General features: G+C 72.5%; 15 protein-coding genes. 6 read left to right on the forward strand and 9 right to left on the reverse strand.

Going from position 1 to position 18,139, the window contains the following annotated elements:
* Positions 1-115: 115 nt before the first annotated feature.
* A complete protein-coding gene (locus IE124_RS26935) occupies positions 116-319 on the reverse strand; it encodes a DUF6229 family protein (protein ID WP_055639995.1) in 204 nt (67 codons plus the stop codon).
* Between the two features lie 442 nt (positions 320-761).
* Between IE124_RS26935 and IE124_RS26940 the strand changes: the two genes are divergently transcribed.
* Positions 762-3,122 (forward strand): ATP-binding cassette domain-containing protein, encoded by a 2,361-nt coding sequence (locus IE124_RS26940; protein ID WP_189511244.1) that lies wholly within the window; start codon positions 762-764, stop codon positions 3,120-3,122.
* 169 nt (positions 3,123-3,291) lie between these two features.
* Here IE124_RS26940 and melC2 read toward each other — a convergent pair whose 3' ends face one another.
* The 5 genes from melC2 to IE124_RS26965 form a co-directional block, all read right to left on the reverse strand.
* Positions 3,292-4,119, reverse strand: a complete 828-nt coding sequence (melC2, locus tag IE124_RS26945) for a tyrosinase MelC2 (RefSeq protein ID WP_189511246.1) — start codon at positions 4,117-4,119, stop codon at positions 3,292-3,294.
* 23 nt (positions 4,120-4,142) lie between these two features.
* Positions 4,143-4,535: an apotyrosinase chaperone MelC1 gene (gene melC1 / locus IE124_RS26950; RefSeq protein WP_189511248.1), complete on the reverse strand. Its 393-nt coding sequence runs from the start codon at positions 4,533-4,535 to the stop codon at positions 4,143-4,145.
* 324 nt (positions 4,536-4,859) lie between these two features.
* Positions 4,860-5,606 carry a succinate dehydrogenase/fumarate reductase iron-sulfur subunit gene (locus IE124_RS26955; RefSeq protein ID WP_189511250.1) on the reverse strand — a complete coding sequence of 249 codons (747 nt, stop codon included), beginning with the start codon at positions 5,604-5,606 and terminating at the stop codon, positions 4,860-4,862.
* Entirely contained in the window at positions 5,603-7,594 is a 1,992-nt protein-coding gene (locus IE124_RS26960) for a fumarate reductase/succinate dehydrogenase flavoprotein subunit (protein ID WP_189511252.1), read from the reverse strand. The genes IE124_RS26955 and IE124_RS26960 overlap by 4 nt, the downstream gene beginning before the upstream one ends.
* A 1-nt stretch (position 7,595) precedes the next feature.
* Entirely contained in the window at positions 7,596-8,321 is a 726-nt protein-coding gene (locus IE124_RS26965) for a succinate dehydrogenase (protein WP_189511253.1), read from the reverse strand.
* Positions 8,322-8,417: 96 nt separating this feature from the next.
* Here IE124_RS26965 and IE124_RS26970 point away from each other — a divergent pair, with 96 nt between their 5' ends.
* On the forward strand, positions 8,418-9,329 hold the full coding sequence (locus IE124_RS26970) for a LysR family transcriptional regulator (protein WP_189511256.1): 912 nt from the start codon (positions 8,418-8,420) through the stop codon (positions 9,327-9,329).
* Between the two features lie 133 nt (positions 9,330-9,462).
* The gene (locus IE124_RS26975) at positions 9,463-11,640 is read left to right on the forward strand and encodes a TerD family protein (protein WP_189511258.1); all 2,178 of its coding nucleotides are present in this window, start codon (positions 9,463-9,465) and stop codon (positions 11,638-11,640) included.
* Positions 11,641-11,781: 141 nt separating this feature from the next.
* Here IE124_RS26975 and IE124_RS26980 read toward each other — a convergent pair whose 3' ends face one another.
* Together IE124_RS26980 and IE124_RS26985 are read right to left on the reverse strand one after the other, a co-directional pair.
* Entirely contained in the window at positions 11,782-13,947 is a 2,166-nt protein-coding gene (locus tag IE124_RS26980) for a putative bifunctional diguanylate cyclase/phosphodiesterase (protein WP_189511260.1), read from the reverse strand.
* Positions 13,944-14,756, reverse strand: a complete 813-nt coding sequence (locus IE124_RS26985) for an SAM-dependent methyltransferase (protein ID WP_189511261.1) — start codon at positions 14,754-14,756, stop codon at positions 13,944-13,946. Before IE124_RS26985 ends, IE124_RS26980 begins: the two co-directional genes overlap by 4 nt.
* A gap of 606 nt (positions 14,757-15,362) precedes the next feature.
* Here IE124_RS26985 and IE124_RS26990 point away from each other — a divergent pair.
* From IE124_RS26990 to IE124_RS27000, 3 genes are all read left to right on the forward strand, one after another.
* Positions 15,363-15,971: a hypothetical protein gene (locus IE124_RS26990; protein WP_229832922.1), complete on the forward strand. Its 609-nt coding sequence runs from the start codon at positions 15,363-15,365 to the stop codon at positions 15,969-15,971.
* Positions 15,972-15,991: 20 nt separating this feature from the next.
* Entirely contained in the window at positions 15,992-16,756 is a 765-nt protein-coding gene (locus IE124_RS26995; protein ID WP_189511265.1) for a bestrophin-like domain, read from the forward strand.
* Between the two features lie 164 nt (positions 16,757-16,920).
* Positions 16,921-17,484 carry a hypothetical protein gene (locus tag IE124_RS27000; protein WP_189511267.1) on the forward strand — a complete coding sequence of 188 codons (564 nt, stop codon included), beginning with the start codon at positions 16,921-16,923 and terminating at the stop codon, positions 17,482-17,484.
* A 126-nt stretch (positions 17,485-17,610) separates the two neighbouring features.
* Here IE124_RS27000 and IE124_RS27005 read toward each other — a convergent pair whose 3' ends face one another.
* On the reverse strand, positions 17,611-18,129 hold the full coding sequence (locus IE124_RS27005; protein WP_189511269.1) for a hypothetical protein: 519 nt from the start codon (positions 18,127-18,129) through the stop codon (positions 17,611-17,613).
* Between the last annotated feature and the right edge of the window lie 10 nt (positions 18,130-18,139).

The raw sequence follows: 18,139 nt of genomic DNA on the forward strand, positions 1-18,139 counted from the left end.
CTTCCTCTCCTGGCGCCTGGTGCGTGCGATCCGGCCTGTGGTGGTGACGCGGGCCGGGGAGCCCGTGCGGGCTCCCCGGGTGTCGCGTGCGGTGCTGTGCCGTACGGCGGTTTCGTCAGCAGCAGTAGCTGTGCCACGAACCGGTACAGCTGCTGCACCCGGTGAGGAGCGCCTCGGTGGCGTCGGTCAGCGCGGCCTCTCCGGCCGCGCCGCCGACGTAGAGCGGTCCGGCCGGGTTGTCGGCGCCGAAGGCCGTCTCGGCGCCCTGGAGCCAGGCGGTGACGATCGCGTCGGTACGGGTGGCGGAAATGACGGGCATGCGTTTCCTCCTACGAGCCTGGATTGCGCGGAGCTACAGAATCCACCGGAGGATGTCCGTCCGAGACCTGCCAGAACCGGTCATTCTTCGACTGCCTGTTCCGTCGCGCCGGGCCCGCCCATGGGACCGCCGCCGCCCCGCAGGACCGGGTGCCGGCCGAGCGGTGCGCGGGGGACGCGAGCCGAGGTGGGTGACGGTGTCGGCCCCCGCGCGGCAGGTCCGGCGAGCCCGGCTCGGCGGGGATTCGGTGGGCGGTGATCGCCCCCGTCAAGTGGTGCGGTCGGTGCACATTTCGCCATTCGTCGTCCGCCATGCGGACGCTTCACCCGCCCCCGCCCGCCCCCGGGCGACCGCGCGGGGAGCCGGGCCGCGGCGGGACCGGCTCCCCCGGCCGCCGCCCACCCCACCGGGGCAAACGGGAATCCCTGGCTAAAATCGACGCATGCACGACAGCCCCCACGACCCTTACGTCCGTGTCCGCGGCGCCCGCGAGCACAACCTCGCCGGGGTCGACGTCGACATCCCGCGCGACGCGCTCGTCGCCTTCACCGGTGTCTCCGGTTCGGGCAAGTCCTCGCTCGCCTTCGGGACGATCTACGCGGAGGCGCAGCGGCGCTACTTCGAATCGGTCGCGCCCTACGCGCGGCGTCTGATCCATCAGGTGGGGGCGCCCGCGGTCGGCGAGATCAGCGGGCTGCCCCCGGCGGTCTCCCTGGAGCAGCGCCGTTCCTCGCCGAACGCCCGCTCCTCCGTCGGTACGGTGACGACGCTCTCCAACTCCCTGCGGATGCTGTTCTCGCGGGCCGGCCGCTACCCGGAGGGTGCGGAGCGCCTCGACTCCGACGCCTTCTCCCCCAACACGGCGGCAGGCGCGTGCCCTTCGTGCCAGGGGATCGGCCGCATCCACGAGACGAGCGAGGAACTCCTCGTCCCCGACCGGAACCTGTCCATCCGTCAGGGTGCCATCGCCGCCTGGCCGGGCGCCTGGCAGGGGAAGAACCTGCGGGACGTCCTGGACACCCTCGGGTACGACGTCGACCGGCCGTGGCGCGAGCTCGCCGCGAAGGACCGGGAGTGGATCCTCTTCACCGAGGAACAGCCGGTCGTCACGGTGCACCCGGTGCGGGACGCGGATCGCATCCAGCGCCCCTACCAGGGCACGTACATGAGCGCCCGGCGGTACGTGCTGCGCACCTTCGCCGACTCGAAGAGCGCGACGCTGCGGGCGAAGGCGGAGCGGTTCCTGACGAGTGCGCCCTGTCCGGTGTGCGGCGGCAGCCGGCTGCGCCCGGAGGCGCTCGCGGTGACCTTCGCGGGGCGGACGATCGCCGAGCTGGCCGCGCTTCCGCTGACGGTCCTGTCCGGGCTCCTCGCGGCGACGCCGACGGACGGCGCGGAGACGGCGCGCGTCCTCACCGAGGACCTCGTCGCCCGGATCGCGACGGTCACCGAACTCGGCCTGGGCTACCTCGGCCTGGACCGCGCCACCCCCACTCTCTCCAACGGCGAGCTCCAGCGCCTGCGGCTCGCGACGCAGCTGCGCTCGGGGCTCTTCGGCGTCGTGTACGTGCTCGACGAGCCGTCCGCCGGCCTGCACCCGGCCGACACCGAGGCGCTCCTCGTGGTCCTCGACCGGCTGAAGGCGGCCGGCAACTCGGTCTTCGTCGTGGAGCACCATCTCGACGTCATCCGCCACGCCGACTGGCTGGTCGACGTCGGGCCGCGGGCGGGGGTGCACGGCGGGCGCGTCCTCCACAGCGGTCCGCCGGAGGGCCTCGCGGCCGTCGAGGCGTCCGCGACCCGGCGGTTCCTCTTCGACCGGGAGGCGGCGCCCGCGCGGACGGTACGGGCCCCGGTCGACTGGCTGCGTACGGGGCCGGTGACCCGGCACAACCTGCGGGCGGTCGACGCGGCCTTCCCGCTCGGCGTCCTCACCGCCGTGACGGGCGTGTCGGGTTCGGGCAAGTCGACGCTCGTCGGCGCGCTGACCGAGGAACTCCCGGGAGTGCAGCGCCTGGTGACGGTGGACCAGCGTCCGATCGGACGGACCCCGCGCTCCAACCTCGCCACGTACACAGGGCTGTTCGACGTCGTACGGAAGCTCTTCACCGAGACGGCGGAGGCGAGGGCGCGTGGCTACAGGGCGGGCCGCTTCTCCTTCAACGTGGCCGGCGGACGCTGCGAGACCTGCCAGGGCGAGGGCTTCGTCTCGGTGGAGCTCCTCTTCCTGCCGAGCACCTACGCGCCCTGCCCCGACTGCCACGGCGCCCGGTACAACCCGGAGACGCTCCAGGTGCGGTGGCGCGGGCTCACCATCGCCGAGGTCCTGGACCTCACCGTCGAGTCGGCCGCGGAGTTCTTCGCCGACACCCCGGCCGCCGCCCGGAGCCTGCGCACCCTGCTGGACGTCGGCCTCGGCTATCTGCGGCTCGGGCAGCCGGCGACCGAGCTGTCCGGAGGCGAGGCGCAGCGCATCAAGCTCGCAGCGGAGCTCCAGCGCCCGCACCGCTCCGCCACGCTCTACGTGCTGGACGAGCCGACGACCGGGCTGCACCCGGCGGACGTGGAGGTCCTGATGCGCCAGCTGCACGGCCTCGTGGAGGCGGGCCACTCCGTCGTCGTGGTCGAGCACGACATGGACGTGGTCGCCACCGCCGACTGGGTCCTCGACCTGGGTCCGGGAGGCGGCGACGAGGGCGGCCGGATCGTGGCCGCGGGTCCCCCGGACCGGGTGGCGCGGGCGGCGGAGAGCCGCACCGCGCCGTATCTGCGCCGGTCCCTGGAGCCCGCCGGACGGAGCTGAGAACCGCCCGGCGGGACCGGCCCGACGGTCCCGAGGTCCGGGGCCTGGCCCGGGTCCGCGTCCGGGGCCTGGCCCGGGGCCTGGTCCGCGTCCGCGTCCGGGCCCGGGCCCGGGGCCGGGGCCTGGCCCGGGTCCGGATCCAGGTCCGGGCCCGGCCGGCCGTGCGGGGTCAGGCCGCCGTGTCGAAGGTGTAGTGGCGGGTGTGGTCCAGCATGTCCGCCGGGGTCACATCGTTCCACGGGCGCATGGTGTCGCCGAGGTCGACGACGTTCGCGGTGCCCGCGGCCGGCAGGTACGGGGACTTGGGGTGGCGGGCCTGCCAGTCGGCCCACAGCTTGTCGATGAAGGCGTGGTGCAGCCAGAACACCGGGTCGTTCGGGGAGACTCCGGTGCCCATCTGTCCGCCGACCCAGACGTGGACGCGGTTGTGGAGGTTCACGCCGCGCCACCCTTCGAGGTGGTTGCGGAAGCCGTCCGACGAGCTGTTCCACGGCGCCGTGTCGTAGGTCTCCATGGCGAGGACGGAGTCCACCTCGGCGCGGGTGGGGAGCTGACGGCCGCCCGCACCGAGGTCGCGCCGGAGGTAGTCGCGGCCGTCGACGCGGACGTTGACCGTCCAGCGGTTGGCGACGCGGGCGAACGGGCCGTCGGTCACCCGGCCGTCACGGGCCCGCCCGGTACCGCCGAGGAAGTCGGGCGCCCACAGAGAGGAGCGGGAGGTGCGGTCGGCCGTCCAGTCCCAGTAGGGGAGGTTGACGGTCGGGTCGACGGACTGCAGCGCCTGCTCGAACTCTATGAGGAAGCGCCGGTGCCAGGGCAGGAACGACGGCGAGCGGTGGCCGACGCGGTCGCCGTTGTCGGTGTCGCTCATGATGAAGGCGTTGTGCGTGGTGACGAAGGTGTCGTACCGCCCGGAGCGCTTGAGCTCCAGGAGGGCGTCGACGAAGCGCCGCTTCTCGTCGGCGGTGAGGGAGGCCTGGTTCTTGCGTACGGTCATGACGGGTGCCGTTCCTGGATCGATCAGCCGAGGGTGAGGGGTACGAGCGGGGCGCCCTGGAGTTCGCGGACGGCCGCGCGGGCCAGCGACCTGGGCGTGGCGACGGGCTCGTAGTGGTTGATGACGCTGATCCAGGTGCCGTCGGCGTTCTGCATGACGTGCAGCTCCTCGCCGTCGATCGTCACGGAGTAGCCGCCTCCGTGGTGTCCCCCGTGATGGCCTCCGCCGTGCGCGGGCCCGCCCTGGATGCGGCGGCCCTGGTAGACCTCGTCGAAGGACGCCGGGGCCGGGCCGGCCGCGGGAGCGGCGGCCCGGGGAGCGTCGGCGACGGCCGAACCGGCCAGGGCGAGGCCCGCGGCGGCCCCTGCGGCCCCGGCCGCGACGCCGAGAACCCGGCGTCGGGTGATGCTGGACATGAAACCCCCAATTGGTCTGTGCGACCGGGGGTTTGGTCATATGCCCCCGGCAGTGCACATCACTACCCGGGGGTGGGAGCGGGGCGGAAATCGCCGGATACCGGTTGGCCGCGAAGTGGACAACTTGCCACAAAATGTACAGAGTTGAACGGAGTTGATCTTGCTGCCCGGGCGGCGGACGACGCCCCCCGGAGAAGATCTTACGGAGAAGGTGATCATTTCGTGAATGATCTTTCGCAGCGGGGCGTACCGTGTGGCGGAGCCCACGTCACGAGACTGTCCGGATCCGGACGGTCCGGTGACGTGGGCTCCGCCGGACGGGCCCTACCCCTTCACCTTCCGCCGCGCCCGCAGCCACTCCCTGTTCATCGCCGTGATCGAGGGCAGCGGGATCCCCTTCGGGCAGGCCGTCGCGCACTCGCCCGTCAGCGTGCAGCCGCCGAAGCCCTCCGCGTCCATCTGCGCGACCATGTCGAGGACCCGGGTCTCGCGTTCCGGGGAGCCCTGCGGGAGGACGTTCAGGTGGTTGATCTTCGCCGAGGTGAAGAGCATCGCCGAGCCGTTGGGGCAGGCGGCCACACAGGCACCGCAGCCGATGCACTCCGCGTGCTCGAAGGCCGAGTCCGCGTCGGCCTTCGGGACGGGGGTCGCGTGGGCCTCGGGTGCCGAGCCGGTCGGGGCACTGATGTAGCCGCCGGACTGGATGACGCGGTCGAAGGCGGAGCGGTCGACCACGAGGTCCTTGACGACCGGGAAGGCCGCCGCGCGCCAGGGCTCGACGTCGATCGTGTCGCCGTCGCGGAAGGAGCGCATGTGGAGCTGGCAGGTGGTGGTGCGCTCGGGGCCGTGCGCGTCGCCGTTGATGACGAGGCTGCACGCGCCGCAGATGCCCTCGCGGCAGTCGTGGTCGAAGGCGACGGGGTCCTCGCCGCGCAGGATGAGGGCTTCGTTGAGCGTGTCGAGCATCTCCAGGAACGACATGTCGGCGGAGATGCCGTCGACGTCGTAGGTGGACATGGCACCGGGGGCGTCGGCATCGCGCTGGCGCCAGACGCGCAGGGTGAGCTTCATGCGTAGCTCCGCTGGGTGGGGTGGACGTACTCGAAGGTGAGGTCCTCCTTGTGGAGGACGGGTGAGGCGGCGGGCGCCCCGCCGTGTTCTCCCGGGGGACGACCCCCGGGCCCCCGGAATTCCCAGGCCGCCGCGTACGCGAACTCCTCGTCGCGGCGCGCGGCCTCGCCGTCCGGGGTCTGGGACTCCTCGCGGAAGTGGCCGCCGCAGGACTCCGCCCGGTGCAGCGCGTCGAGACACATGAGTTCGGCGAGCTCCAGGTAGTCGACGATGCGGTTGGCCTTCTCCAGGGACTGGTTGAACTCCAGGCCCGTGCCCGGGACCTTCACGCGGCGCCAGAACTCCTCCCTGATCCGGGGGATACGGGCGAGGGCCTTGCGCAGGCCCGCCTCGGTGCGGGCCATGCCGCAGAACTCCCACATGAGTTCGCCGAGTTCGCGGTGGAAGGAGTCGGGGGTGCGGTCGCCGTCGACGGCGAGGAGGAGGTTCAGCCGGTCCTGGGTCTCGGCGAGGACCTCACGCACCGCCGGGTGGTCGTCGGTGACGGGTTCGGCGTGGGGGTGGCGGGCGAGGTAGTCGTTGATGGTGGCGGGAAGGACGAAGTAGCCGTCGGCGAGGCCCTGCATGAGGGCGGACGCGCCGAGCCGGTTGGCCCCGTGGTCGGAGAAGTTGGCCTCGCCGATCGCGAAGAGGCCGGGGACGGTCGTCTGCAGGTCGTAGTCGACCCAGAGGCCGCCCATCGTGTAGTGCACGGCGGGGTAGATCCTCATGGGGGCCTCGTACGGGTTCTCGGCGGTGATCCGCTCGTACATGTCGAAGAGGTTGCCGTACTTCTCCTCGACCGCCGCCCTGCCCATGCGGCGGATGGCGTCGGCGAAGTCGAGGTAGACGCCCTGGCCGCCGGGACCGACGCCACGGCCCTCGTCGCAGACGTTCTTCGCGGCGCGGGAGGCGATGTCCCGGGGAACGAGGTTGCCGAAGGAGGGGTAGATCCGCTCCAGGTAGTAGTCGCGCTCGTCCTCGGGAATGTCGGCGGCGGGACGGGTGTCGCCCTTGGCCTTCGGGACCCAGATGCGGCCGTCGTTGCGCAGCGACTCGCTCATCAGGGTCAGCTTGGACTGGTGGTCGCCGGTGCGCGGGATGCAGGTGGGGTGGATCTGCGTGAAACAGGGGTTGGCGAAGTACGCGCCGCGCCGGTGGGCCCGCCAGACGGCGGTGGCGTTGGAGTTCATCGCGTTCGTCGACAGGTAGAAGACGTTCCCGTAGCCACCGCTGGCGAGGACGACCGCGTCCGCGTAGTGGGTGGAGATCTCGCCGGTGATCAGGTCGCGGGCGACGATGCCGCGGGCCCGCCCGTCGACGACGATCAGGTCGAGCATCTCCGTACGGGCGTGCATCTCGACGCTTCCGGCGGCGATCTGCCGGGACAGCGCCTGGTAGGCGCCGAGGAGGAGCTGCTGGCCGGTCTGGCCGCGGGCGTAGAAGGTGCGGGAGACCTGGACGCCGCCGAAGGAGCGGGTGTCGAGGAGTCCGCCGTACTCGCGGGCGAAGGGCACGCCCTGGGCTACGCACTGGTCGATGATCTCGACGGAGATCTGGGCGAGCCGGTGGACGTTGGACTCGCGGGCGCGGAAGTCGCCGCCCTTGACGGTGTCGTAGAAGAGGCGATGGACGGAGTCGCCGTCGTTGCGGTAGTTCTTGGCGGCGTTGATGCCGCCCTGGGCGGCGATGGAGTGGGCGCGGCGCGGGGAGTCCTGGAAGCAGAACTGGACGACCTGGTAACCCTGTTCGGCGAGGGTGGCGCCGGCGGAGCCGCCGGCGAGGCCGGTGCCGACGACGATGATCCGGTGCTTGCGGCGGTTGGCGGGGTTGACCAGCCTGGCCTGGAAGCGGCGGGTGTCCCAGCGCTCGGCGATCGGGCCCCCGGGGGCGGTGGTGTCGGAGAGCGGGGCACCGGTGGTGTAGTCCGCGAAGTCGGTGGGGTTCATGTCAGCTCACCACTCCGGTCATGACGGCGACGGGGACGGAGACGAAGCCCGCGGTCAGGACGAGCGCGAGGGTGTTGGCGAGGACCCTGAGGAGTCGCTCGCGGCGGGCGTTGCCGACGCCCAGGGTCTGGGCGGCGCTCCAGAAGCCGTGGCGGACGTGGAGTCCGACGGCGAGCATGGCGACGATGTAGATGACGTTGCCGTACCAGGTGGAGAAGGTGTCGACGACGTTCTGGTAGGGCTTGCCCTCCTCGAAGCCGCCGGGGTGGACGGTGCCGGTGGTGAGGTCGAGGACGTGCCAGACGATGAAGAGGGCGAGGATGATCCCGCCCCAGCGCATGGTGCGGGTGGCGTACGAGGCGCGCCTGCGGCGGTGGACGTACGCGGTGGGGCGGGCCTTCAGGTCGCGCCGGCTGAGCTGGTACGCGGAGACGGCGTGGGCGCCGACGGCGGCGAGGAGCACGATCCGGACGAGCCAGAGGGCCCACTCGTGGTGCAGGACGGGGGCGCCCATCACCCGCAGCCAGTGGCCGTAGGCGTTGAACTCCTCGGGGCCGAAGAAGACCTTCAGGTTTCCGGCGACGTGGGCGACGAGATAGCCGAGCATGAGCAGCCCGCTGACGGCCATGACCGTCTTCTTGCCGAGGGTCGATGACAGGAATCCGCGTGACGGTGTGGGGGACGGCGGGCGGCGCGTCGTCCGGTCCCTCGTGGGTGCCAGAGCCATGCCCACGACGCTAGGGCCGAAGGACCCCAGAGGTCCAAGACATGGTCCGGCTGATCTCGATAGGCAGCACCTATTCATGTCGCCTACCCTGGGGGCATGCAGTTCCAGCAGCTCCTCTACTTCGTCGCCGTCGCCGAGACCCGTCACTTCACGCGGGCGGCCGAGCGCGTCCACGTCTCGCAGCCCTCGCTCTCCCAGCAGATCAAGGCCCTGGAACAGGAGTTGGGCGCGGAGCTGTTCAGCCGGGCCAGGGGGAACATCACGCTCACCGACGCGGGCGAGGCGCTGCTGCCGCTCGCCCGCCGGATCCTCGCCGACACCGAGACGGCCAGGCTGGAGGTGCAGGAGCTGGCGCAGCTCAAGCGGGGCCGGGTGCGGCTCGGCGCGACCCCGAGCCTGTGCACGGGGCTCCTTCCGGACGTGCTGCGCGCCTTCCACGACCTGCACCCGGGCATCGAGCTCCTCATCGAGGAGGGCGGCTCGCACGATCTCGTACGGGAGCTGGCCCGCGGGGCGCTCGACCTGGCGCTCGTGGTGCTGCCGCTGCCGTCCCCGTCGCCCGCGCTCACCACGGTCGAGCTGCTGCGGGAGGACCTGGTGGCGGTCACCTCGGCCTCGGCGCCCGCGCCGACCCGGCCGGTGCGGATCAAGGACCTGCGGGACCAGCCGCTCGTGATGTTCCGGCACGGCTACGACCTGCGGGAGCTGACCGTGGCGGCCTGCCGGGCGGAGGGCTTCGAGCCGACGTTCACGGTCGAGGGCGGGGAGCTGGACGCGGTCCTCGGGTTCGTACGGGCCGGACTCGGGCTCGCGGTCGTCCCGGCGATGGTGGCGGCTCGGGCGGGCCGGGACCTCCGCGTGACGGCCCTCGCCCGCCCGGGCCTGCGCAGGACGATCGCCCTGGCCCACCGCAGCGACGTGGCACCCCCGCGAGCGGCCCGGGAGCTCCAGCGGATGCTGCTGGCCTCGCGGCGGGACGGCCCGGCCCGGGCGGCGGACGGCCTCTGAGAGGAGGGCCGGTGAATCCGGGTTCGGGTGGCGTCCGAGACGGCTGCCGGTGGATCCGCGCGCGGACGGCGTCCGAGACTGCGGCCGGTAAATCCGCGTGCGGGTGGCGGGCGGCGGCTGGGAGCATGCCCCCATGGCCCACGCTCTCGAACACCTGGTCGTCCAGCACACCCGCCGTCTCCCCGCCCCCACCGGCCCGGCCGGGGACGGGGCCGCCGTCACGCGCAGGTTCGACGCGGCCCTGATGACCGCCGGGTTCAAGCTGTCGGGCGACCTGGTCGAGCGCCTGTCGGGGCTCGCCGGGCCGACCGTCACCGAGATCGCCGTCCGCGCCCTCGCGACCGTCCGTGACATCGTCGGCGACCACGTCCGGCACAACGCCTACTTCGTCGACTTCCCGGAAAACGTGCCGGACACGCTCGACTTCTGGAGGGCGTGTGTGGCCGAGGCGCTCGCCGACGGCGACACGCGCGACCGTACCGTCGAGCAGCTGAGCGCCGGCGTCCTCGACCTGCTGACCCTCCCCGCGTACGGCCGCTACCGGCACACGTACGAGGAGATGCTCGCCGTCCACGACGAGCTGATCGCGGCGGCCGGAGACCGGCTGACGGTGCTGCACCTCGGCGCGGAGCCGGACGCCGAGGTCACCGCGCTCTATCTGGCCCTGGCCGGCGGCACGACCCCGCTCGGCGAGGAGCACCTGCGCGATCTGGCCGTGCTCGCCGAGCACTGCGCGGACGGCCCGCAGCCCGAGACGATGGCGGTCCGGGAGAACCGCGCCGTCGTCAACCATGCCCGGCTGCGGGTGGGCGCCACGCCGCTGCTCGACACCGTGACCGACGTCCTGCGGCTGGCCTGCGCCCTCGCGGACGGCGATGTCACCCTGCACGAGCCCACCCGGTTCCGCGCGCTGTCCCGCCCCCACCGGCGGGCCCTGCTCGCGGGGCTCGACTCGCTCGTGGCCGCGTCCCCCGCGAAGCTGTCCGACGTGTCCGCGCACGGCGAGGCATGGAAGCGCCTCGGGGAGCGGCTGCATCCCCACGAGTACCCGCACTGGCCGCACGCCGCCGAGGTGTTCGCGGTCGCCCGGGGCGAGCGGCGGGCTCCGTCGTTCGACAGCCGCGTCGAGGAGCTGCTGGCACGCGGCGAGGTCACGGGCACCGCGGAGCTGCTGGCCTCCCACGCCCCGGGGCGCCTGTTCCGCGCCCTGGACCGGCTCCTGCGGACGGCGAGCGGGGGCAAGGAGCGGGAGGCGGTCCTCGCGGCCGCCGAGCGGGCCGCGCCGGAGGTCTCGGGCCGGGTCGTCCTGTCTGTGCGCGAGCACCTGCAGAACCGCGCGGGCTGGAGCGACGGGGAGCGCCGGGTGTTCGTGAGCCGGGAGGCCAAGGCCTGGATGGCCGACGACACGCGTCCGCCGCTGGAGGACTCCGACCGTGAGCGGCTCATCGCGCTGCTCGACGCCGAGACCAGGCGCCGACTCCCCTCTCCGGGACGCCTGTTGATCGACCCGGACGTCCTGGACGTGGCGCTGCCGCTGACCGGCCGTGCGTCCTCGGCGGGGCTCGGTGTGCTGCCGCGCGGCTCGGTCTCACCGGTCGACGGGGAGCTGCTGCGCTTCTTCACGTACTGGCGCCAGGCGCAGCGGACGACGGACCTCGATCTGTCGGCGCTGGTCCTGGACGAGGACTACGCGACGGTGACGTGGCTGTCGTACACGGCCCTGACCGACGTCGAGGGCCGGCACTCGGGTGACGTCACCGAAGCGCCGGACGGGGCCTCGGAGTTCATCGACCTGCGGCTCGGCGCGGTGCGGGGCACGTTCATCGTGCCGCAGGTGTACGTCTTCTCGGGCGAGGGCTTCGACGAGGTGGCGGAGGGCTTCTTCGGCTTCATGCTCCGCGAGGGCGAGCAGCGTGGCCGGCCGTTCGAGCCGCGTACCGTGCGGATGAAGTCGGACCTTCGGGGCGCGGGCCGGGTGGCGTTGCCGCTCGCCTTCCGGCGGGACGACGAGGGCCGCTGGCACGCGCACTGGCTGCACCTGTACCTGAGGGGAGCGCCTGCGGCGAACCAGGTCGAGGACCACCGGGTGACGATCTCGGCCGTGATGCGCGCCCTGATGGGCCGCACGCATCTGACCATTCGTCATCTCGTGGCGCTGATGGAGGAGTCGGGGGCCGAGACCACGCTGTGGGACGGCCGGACGGTGCCCGATGCCCCGGTGACGTACATCGGTCTGGAGCGGCCTGACGGCCTCGCTCCCGGTTCGCAGGTGTTCACGCCGGAAAATCTGCGCGACCTGCTGCCCGCCTGAGTGCTACGTTCTTTCCGGGGCGAGGCCATGGAGAGGCTTCCTTCTACCCACTCCTTGATATAGCTTCTCCGCTTTCCTCCCCCGTACCTCTTCCCGGCCTCCCCGCTTCCTGCGGGGAGGCCGGTTTCGTGCGCCCGGATATCAGACCGCGTCGGCCAGGAGCAGCGAGTGGATGCGGTCCGGGGCGCCGGGACGGGCGTAGTACCAGCCCTGGGCGGTGTCGCAGCCGAGCTCGCGGAGTCGGCGGGCCTGGGCGCCGGTCTCCACGCCCTCGACGGTGACGGCGAGCTCCAGGCTGTGGGCCAGGGAGACGATCCCCTCGACGATCTTGAGGTCGACCGGGTCCACCGGGTGCTGCTGCATGCCCCGGGTGAAGGACCGGTCGAGCTTGAGGACGCTCACCGGCAGGCGGCGCAGGTTGGCGAGGTTCGAGTAGCCGGTGCCGAAGTCGTCGAGCGCGATGTCCACGCCCATCTCGGCGAGTTGCCGCAGCGGCTTCAGGAGGTCCTCGTCGGCGCCGATCAGCGCCGACTCGGTCACCTCCAGGCAGAGCGCGCCCGGTTCGAGCCCGGACCGCTCCAGGACGTCGACGGTGTCGGCGACCAGCCGCGGGTGGTGCAGCTGGGTCGGGGACAGGTTGACGTTGATCCGCAGCGGGCCGCCGTCGGAGTGCCGCGCCTGCCAGAAGCGGGCCTGGCGCACGGCCTCCTGGAGCACCCAGCGGCCGAGCGGCACGATGAGGCCGGTGTCCTCGGCGAGCGGGATGAACCGGTCGGGGCCGAGCACGCCGTGCTGCGGGTGGCACCAGCGGACCAGTGCCTCCGCTCCGTGCACGCTGCCGTCGCCGAGGTGGACGAGCGGCTGGTACTCGATGAAGAACTCGCCGCGCTCCAGGGCCGTGGGCAGCGCCGTCGTCAGACCGTGCCGGGTGATCGCGCGGGCGTCGGCCTCGGGGTCGGCGAGCTCGAAGCGGTTGCCGCCCGCCGACTTGGCGCGGTACATGGTGATGTCGGCGCTGCGCAGCACCTCGGCCGGGGTCCGCTCCCCCGCCGGTCCCTCGACGACGCCGAGGCTGCCGCGGACGGTGAGTTCGCGGCCGTCGATGCGCAGCGGGGTGGCGAGGGCGCCCAGGATGCGGTCGGCCAGTTCGGTGACGTCCTGCTCGCCGGCGCAGCCGGTGGTGAGGGCGACGAACTCGTCCCCGCCGAGCCGGGCCACCATCTCGCCCGGGCCGGTGACGCAGCTCTGCAGCCGGTCGGCGACCTCGACGAGCAGTCGGTCGCCGGCGGAGTGTCCGAGGCTGTCGTTGATGACCTTGAAGCCGTCGAGGTCGAGGTAGCAGAGGCCGAAGCGGGCGTTGTCGCCGGAGACGAGAGCCTTCTCCAGGCGCTCGAAGAACAGGGTCCGGTTCGGCAGCCCGGTGAGCGCGTCGTGGGTGGCCTCGTACCGCAGGCGCAGGTGGAGCAGGCGCCGTTCGGTGGTGTCCTCCATCAGCGCGAGCTGGTACTGGGGCAGTCCGTCGGCGTCACGGAGGAGCGAGACGGTGAGGTTGGTCCACAGAACCGTTCCGTCGCCTCGGTAGTACGGCTTTTCCACCCGGTAGGACTCGCGCTCGCCGCGGACGAGCTCCTCGTACAGCTTCCAGACGTGCGGGCCGTCCTCCGGGTGGACCCACTCGCTGACCTTCCGGCTGCGGAGCGGGCCCTCCATCCCGCCGAACATGCGGGTGAGGGTCTCGTTGACCTCCAGGACGTTGCCGTCGAGGTCGGCGATGCCGATGCCGATGGCCGCCCCGTCGAAGACCGCGCGGAAGCGGCTCTCGGTGGCGTGCAGGGCGATCTCGGCGGCGCTGCGCGCGGAGAGCGCGGAGTGGGCGATCGCCTCCTGCTCGGCGCGGGTCCGCTCGCGCAGGGCCTGGGCGTAGCCGGTGGCCATGGCGTGCTGGAGCCGGGCGCAGCGGGCGCGCAGCTCCTCGGCCGGGACGTCGGACTCCGTACCGCAGTAGAGGACCAGGTACGAGTCGACGACGCCGAGGCTGCGGCCGAGGGCGTCGGGGTCGGTGCAGTGGGCGGCGACGAGGGCCGCGCCGGCGCGCTGGGCCGGGGCCGTGTCGAAGGGCCGGGCGTGCAGGGCCTCGCACAGGGTGCGGGCCAGCGGCAGCAGGTGCCCCTCGAACTCGGTGCGGGTCAGCGAGGTGGCCGTCACCGGGAAGATCGCGCGGCTCCAGATGGTGACGAACCGCCTGAGTCGGTCCTCCGGACCGTCCGCCTCCGCGACGGAACCGGCGGGCTGCGACGGGACCTTCACGCCTTGCGCCCCACCCCTGCGAAACCGGAGAAGGCGTACGGATCCTCCTCCTCGACCGGACTGTCCGGTCGCCAGGCCGGCATCGGGACGAGGCCGGGCTCGACCATCTCGGTGCCGTCGAAGAAGCGGGTGATCTCGGCACCCGACCGCATCACCAGGGGGTTGCGGATGTTCCGGTAGACACCGATGGTGCCGCCCGCCTGCTCCTGTGAGAGCGGGATGCCCTCGTACGAGGCGTGGGTGAGGATGAGGAGGCTGCCGGGCGCGAGGGAGTCGATCAGCTGGGCGACGGCCTCGTAGGGCCGGTCCTCGTCCTCCAGGAAGTGGAGGACGGCGACGAGGAGCAGGGCCACCGGCCGGTCCAGGTCGAGGAGTCGGGTCACCTCGGGGCTGTGCAGGATGTCGGCCGGCTTGCGCAGGTCGGCGGCGACGACCGCGGCGGCCTCGTCACCCTCCAGGACGGCGCGGCTGTGGGCGACGGCGACGGGGTCGTGGTCGACGTAGACGACCCGCGCGGCGGGGTCGGCGGCCCGGGCGACCTCGTGCACGTTGCCGAAGGTGGGTATGCCGGAGCCGATGTCGAGGAACTGGGTGACGTCGTTGTCAACGGCGTGGCGGACGGCGCGACGCATGAAGGCACGGTTCGCCTGCATGATCTTGGGGAGGCCAGGCATGAACTCCATGGCCTTGCGCGCCGCTTCCCGGTCCACTTCGAAATTGTGCGAGCCGCCCAGATAGAAGTCGTACATACGGGACACGCTCGGCACCGAAATGTCGATACCCGGCGGAGCCCAGGCGGGACGCTCCATCAATGTCTCCAACAAGTCGCCATGGGGGATGCGGCCATGTGTTCGCGGCCGGTGTTCGAGGTGAGGCTACTGATCGCCCGCCGGGAGAGCGAGTAGAAACGGAAATTAGCGGTCCGTTCTTGGTCACACGTCATTGGCACATGCTCGTGAAGCGCAGAGTTCACGCCTTCAGCTCGTGCAAATTCACGTGCATATGAGTGTGCGTCGACTTCCCGGCCGGTGCCGTCCGCACCTTACGGGGGCCAAGGCCCTTGGCGCACCTCGGTCGTTGCCGCCGACGGGGCCTCGTCGACGGCCCGGGAGGCCCTGTCGGCCGGGACCCCCGGCAGGGCGACAACCGGACACTTCTTCGGCGGGAGCCCCCGTGGAGTGCCGCGGAGTACCACCGGAGTCCCGACGGGACACCGACTAAGTCAGGTCGCCGGCAACGCCGAAGCGGAGAGGAGCGCGCGCGGCCAATCGCACGGCTCGGCGATACCCGGTCATTGCGCCGAATCCGCCTCCGGGCCGCCGAAACGTCAAACCGCGCGTCCCGAAACCCCACCATCCGGCGAATCCCCGCCGTTTCGGCCCCGGTTCGCCGCGTCTGTGATCAAGCTCGACGGCGTGTCTCTGTACGGATCATCCCTCGCGCGGTCGCTGGCGGCCCTCGGACTGGTGTGGCTGCTCGCCGCGCCCGTCCCCGCCGCCGCCGACTCCTGCGCCTACGCCACGACCGGCCCCGACGGCTCGCACACCTCGGTGGCGGTCATCGGGCCGGGCGCGTGCTCACCCACCCCCGCTCCGCCACCGCCTCCGCCGCCCACGAAGCCGGCACCCAGGCCCACGACGCCGCGGCCTCAGCCGCAGCCCCCGACCGTCCCGGCGCCACCCCCGCCTCCCGTACGGACGACGACGCCGCCCCCTCCCCCGGTGACCACCCCCGCACCGCGCCCGGAGCCCGCCTCCCCCGCACCGGCCACCCCGGTCCCCCCGGAGCGCACTCCGGCGCCCGCGCCCCCCGCGTCACCTCCCGCCCCGGCGCCCGCGCCGGGGCGGGAGGTGACGCCCACGACGCGGCCCCGGCCCGCGGCCCCCGGGCCCGTCGCCCTCCCGCACTACCGCCGCGCAGCGCGGCCCCAGCCGAAGGGCGGCACGTCCGTCGTCACGATGACGCTGGTGATCATCGCCCCCGCAGTGCTCGCGACCGCGATCCTGCGCCCCCGCTCCCGCTGAACCCCCTCTGAGGTCCCTCCATGTCCGAATGGCTCGTACTCACCCTCGCGATGGCCGCCGCCTGCGCCGTCGTCCTGACCATCGTCGTCATCAACCACCGTCGTATCCCGGAGGACGACGACCCCAGCGAGACCCCCGACGTCATCGAGTACATGACGATGATGATCGGCGTGATCTACGCGATCGTCCTCGGTCTCGCCATCGCCGGCGTCTGGGAGGCCCGCGGGGCCGCCCAGGAGACCGTGCGCCAGGAGGCCCAGGCGATGCACGAGATCTCGGCCCGCGCCGAGGTCTACCCCCTGGACGTCCGCACCAGGATCCGCGCCGACGTCGACGCGTACGTCGCGTACGTGGTCGACGAGGAGTGGACGTACATGTCCGAGAACGGCGAGCTGAGCGAGGAGGGCACCGCCCTCCTGGAGAAGGTGCGCCGCAGCGTCACCGACTACCAGCCCGCCAACGACTTCGAGGGCCAGGCCTACCAGCCGCTGGTCGACCAGGTGGCCGCCGCCGACGACGCCCGGGGCGCGCGCGGGCAGAACGCCGGGGCGACGATGCCGGGGGTGGTCTGGTTCGGCCTGATCATCGGCGCCCTGGTGACCGTCGGCCTGATCTTCACGCTCCAGATCCGCAGGACGGGACGGGAGTTGCTGCTCGCCGGGCTGTTCAGCGTGCTGATCGCGTTCCTGCTCTTCCTCATCTGGGACTTCGACGCGCCGTTCGGCCGGGGCATCTCCGCCACCGCCACGCCGTTCACCGATCTGTTCCCGCAGGTCACGGGGTGAGTCAGGGCGTGCGAATGGGCCGCACGGGGGACAAGCGTGCCCCATTCGCACGTCTGGGATCGCGGCTGTGGTAGTGCACTCCTAGCGTTTCGGGCATCGAGGTGCACGCAGCCTTCGCGGGAATCCCGTTCCGCGGCTGCCCCTCGGGACCCGGAGGATTCACCATGCGCGCGATACGTGCCGCGTCCACTGCCCTGCTGGGGGCGGCCGCCCTCGCCCTGGCCGCCCCCGCCACCGTCGCCCTCGCGGCGGAAGGTGCCCCCGCCACCAACCCGCGGGCACCGGGAGCGAAGGCACCGGGCGATTTCGTCGTGTCGCCCTCGCTCGTCGCCCCGGGCGGCCGGGTGACGCTGAGCGCACCCGGCTGCGCCAGCACGGCGACGGCCTCGGCCGGCATCTTCGACACCGTCGTCATCGCCCCGAACTCGGCGGCGACCGCCATCGTGGACTTCGACGCCCGGCCCGGTGCGGTGTACACGGTGTCGTTCAACTGCACCGGCGGCGTGCAGGACACCGTCGGTCTGACGATCAGCGGTACGCCCACGGCCACCCCGACCCTCAGCGCCACGCTGCTCACTCCCCCGCGCGGGGTGCGGGGCGGTCTCGGCGGCTCCGTGGACGAGGTGAACACCGGCATGCTCGCGACCGGTACGGCCCTGGTGCTGGCCGCCGCCACCGGTGTCGTGTACGTGGTCCGGCGCCGCTCCGGCTCCTCCCGCCGCCACTGAACGGGAGCCGCGGAGCATGGCGCGGACCCGACCCGCGACCGGCGTCCCCGGACGCCCGTCGCCCCCGGGTCCTGGCGAGGACTCGGGGGCGACGGGCACAGCGGGCCGACCGGGAGGTTCGGCCGGTCAGACCCCGGCGCCCGTCATACGGCGACGACGGATGATGAAGAGTCCGCCGCCGAGCGCGGCGGCGGCGACCAGGCTGCCGCCGACGGCCATCTCGGTGGAGCTGGGTGCGAGCGAGCCGCCGAGACCGCCCTGCGCACCACGGCCCGGGAGGACGCGGAACGACTCCGTGACCACGTTGGAGCCGCCGTTGCACCTGACAGCCAGGTTGTAGTTGCCGGGCGTGGCGTTGTTGTGGACGCGGGCAACGGCGGTGTTGAGGCCGTTGCCGCCCGAGAGGTTGGCCTCCGGGAAGGCGTTGGACGTGACCGTGCCACCACGGTTGCAGCCCCTGGCGGTGATCGTGAGCGTCGACCCCGGGTGGACCTCGAAGGGGCTGACGGTGACGTCTCTCGGGGTGTTGTTGGAGCCACCGGTGACGACGTTGCCCGGACCGTAGGTGGCGGCGGCGAGGGGGGCGGCGAGCCCGACCGCCGCGAACGCGGTGGCGGCCACCGCCAGAGTGCGTGCAGCACGCATGGTTGAACCT

The sequence above is a fragment of the Streptomyces narbonensis genome (assembly GCF_014649015.1).
GTDB lineage: Bacteria > Actinomycetota > Actinomycetes > Streptomycetales > Streptomycetaceae > Streptomyces > Streptomyces narbonensis.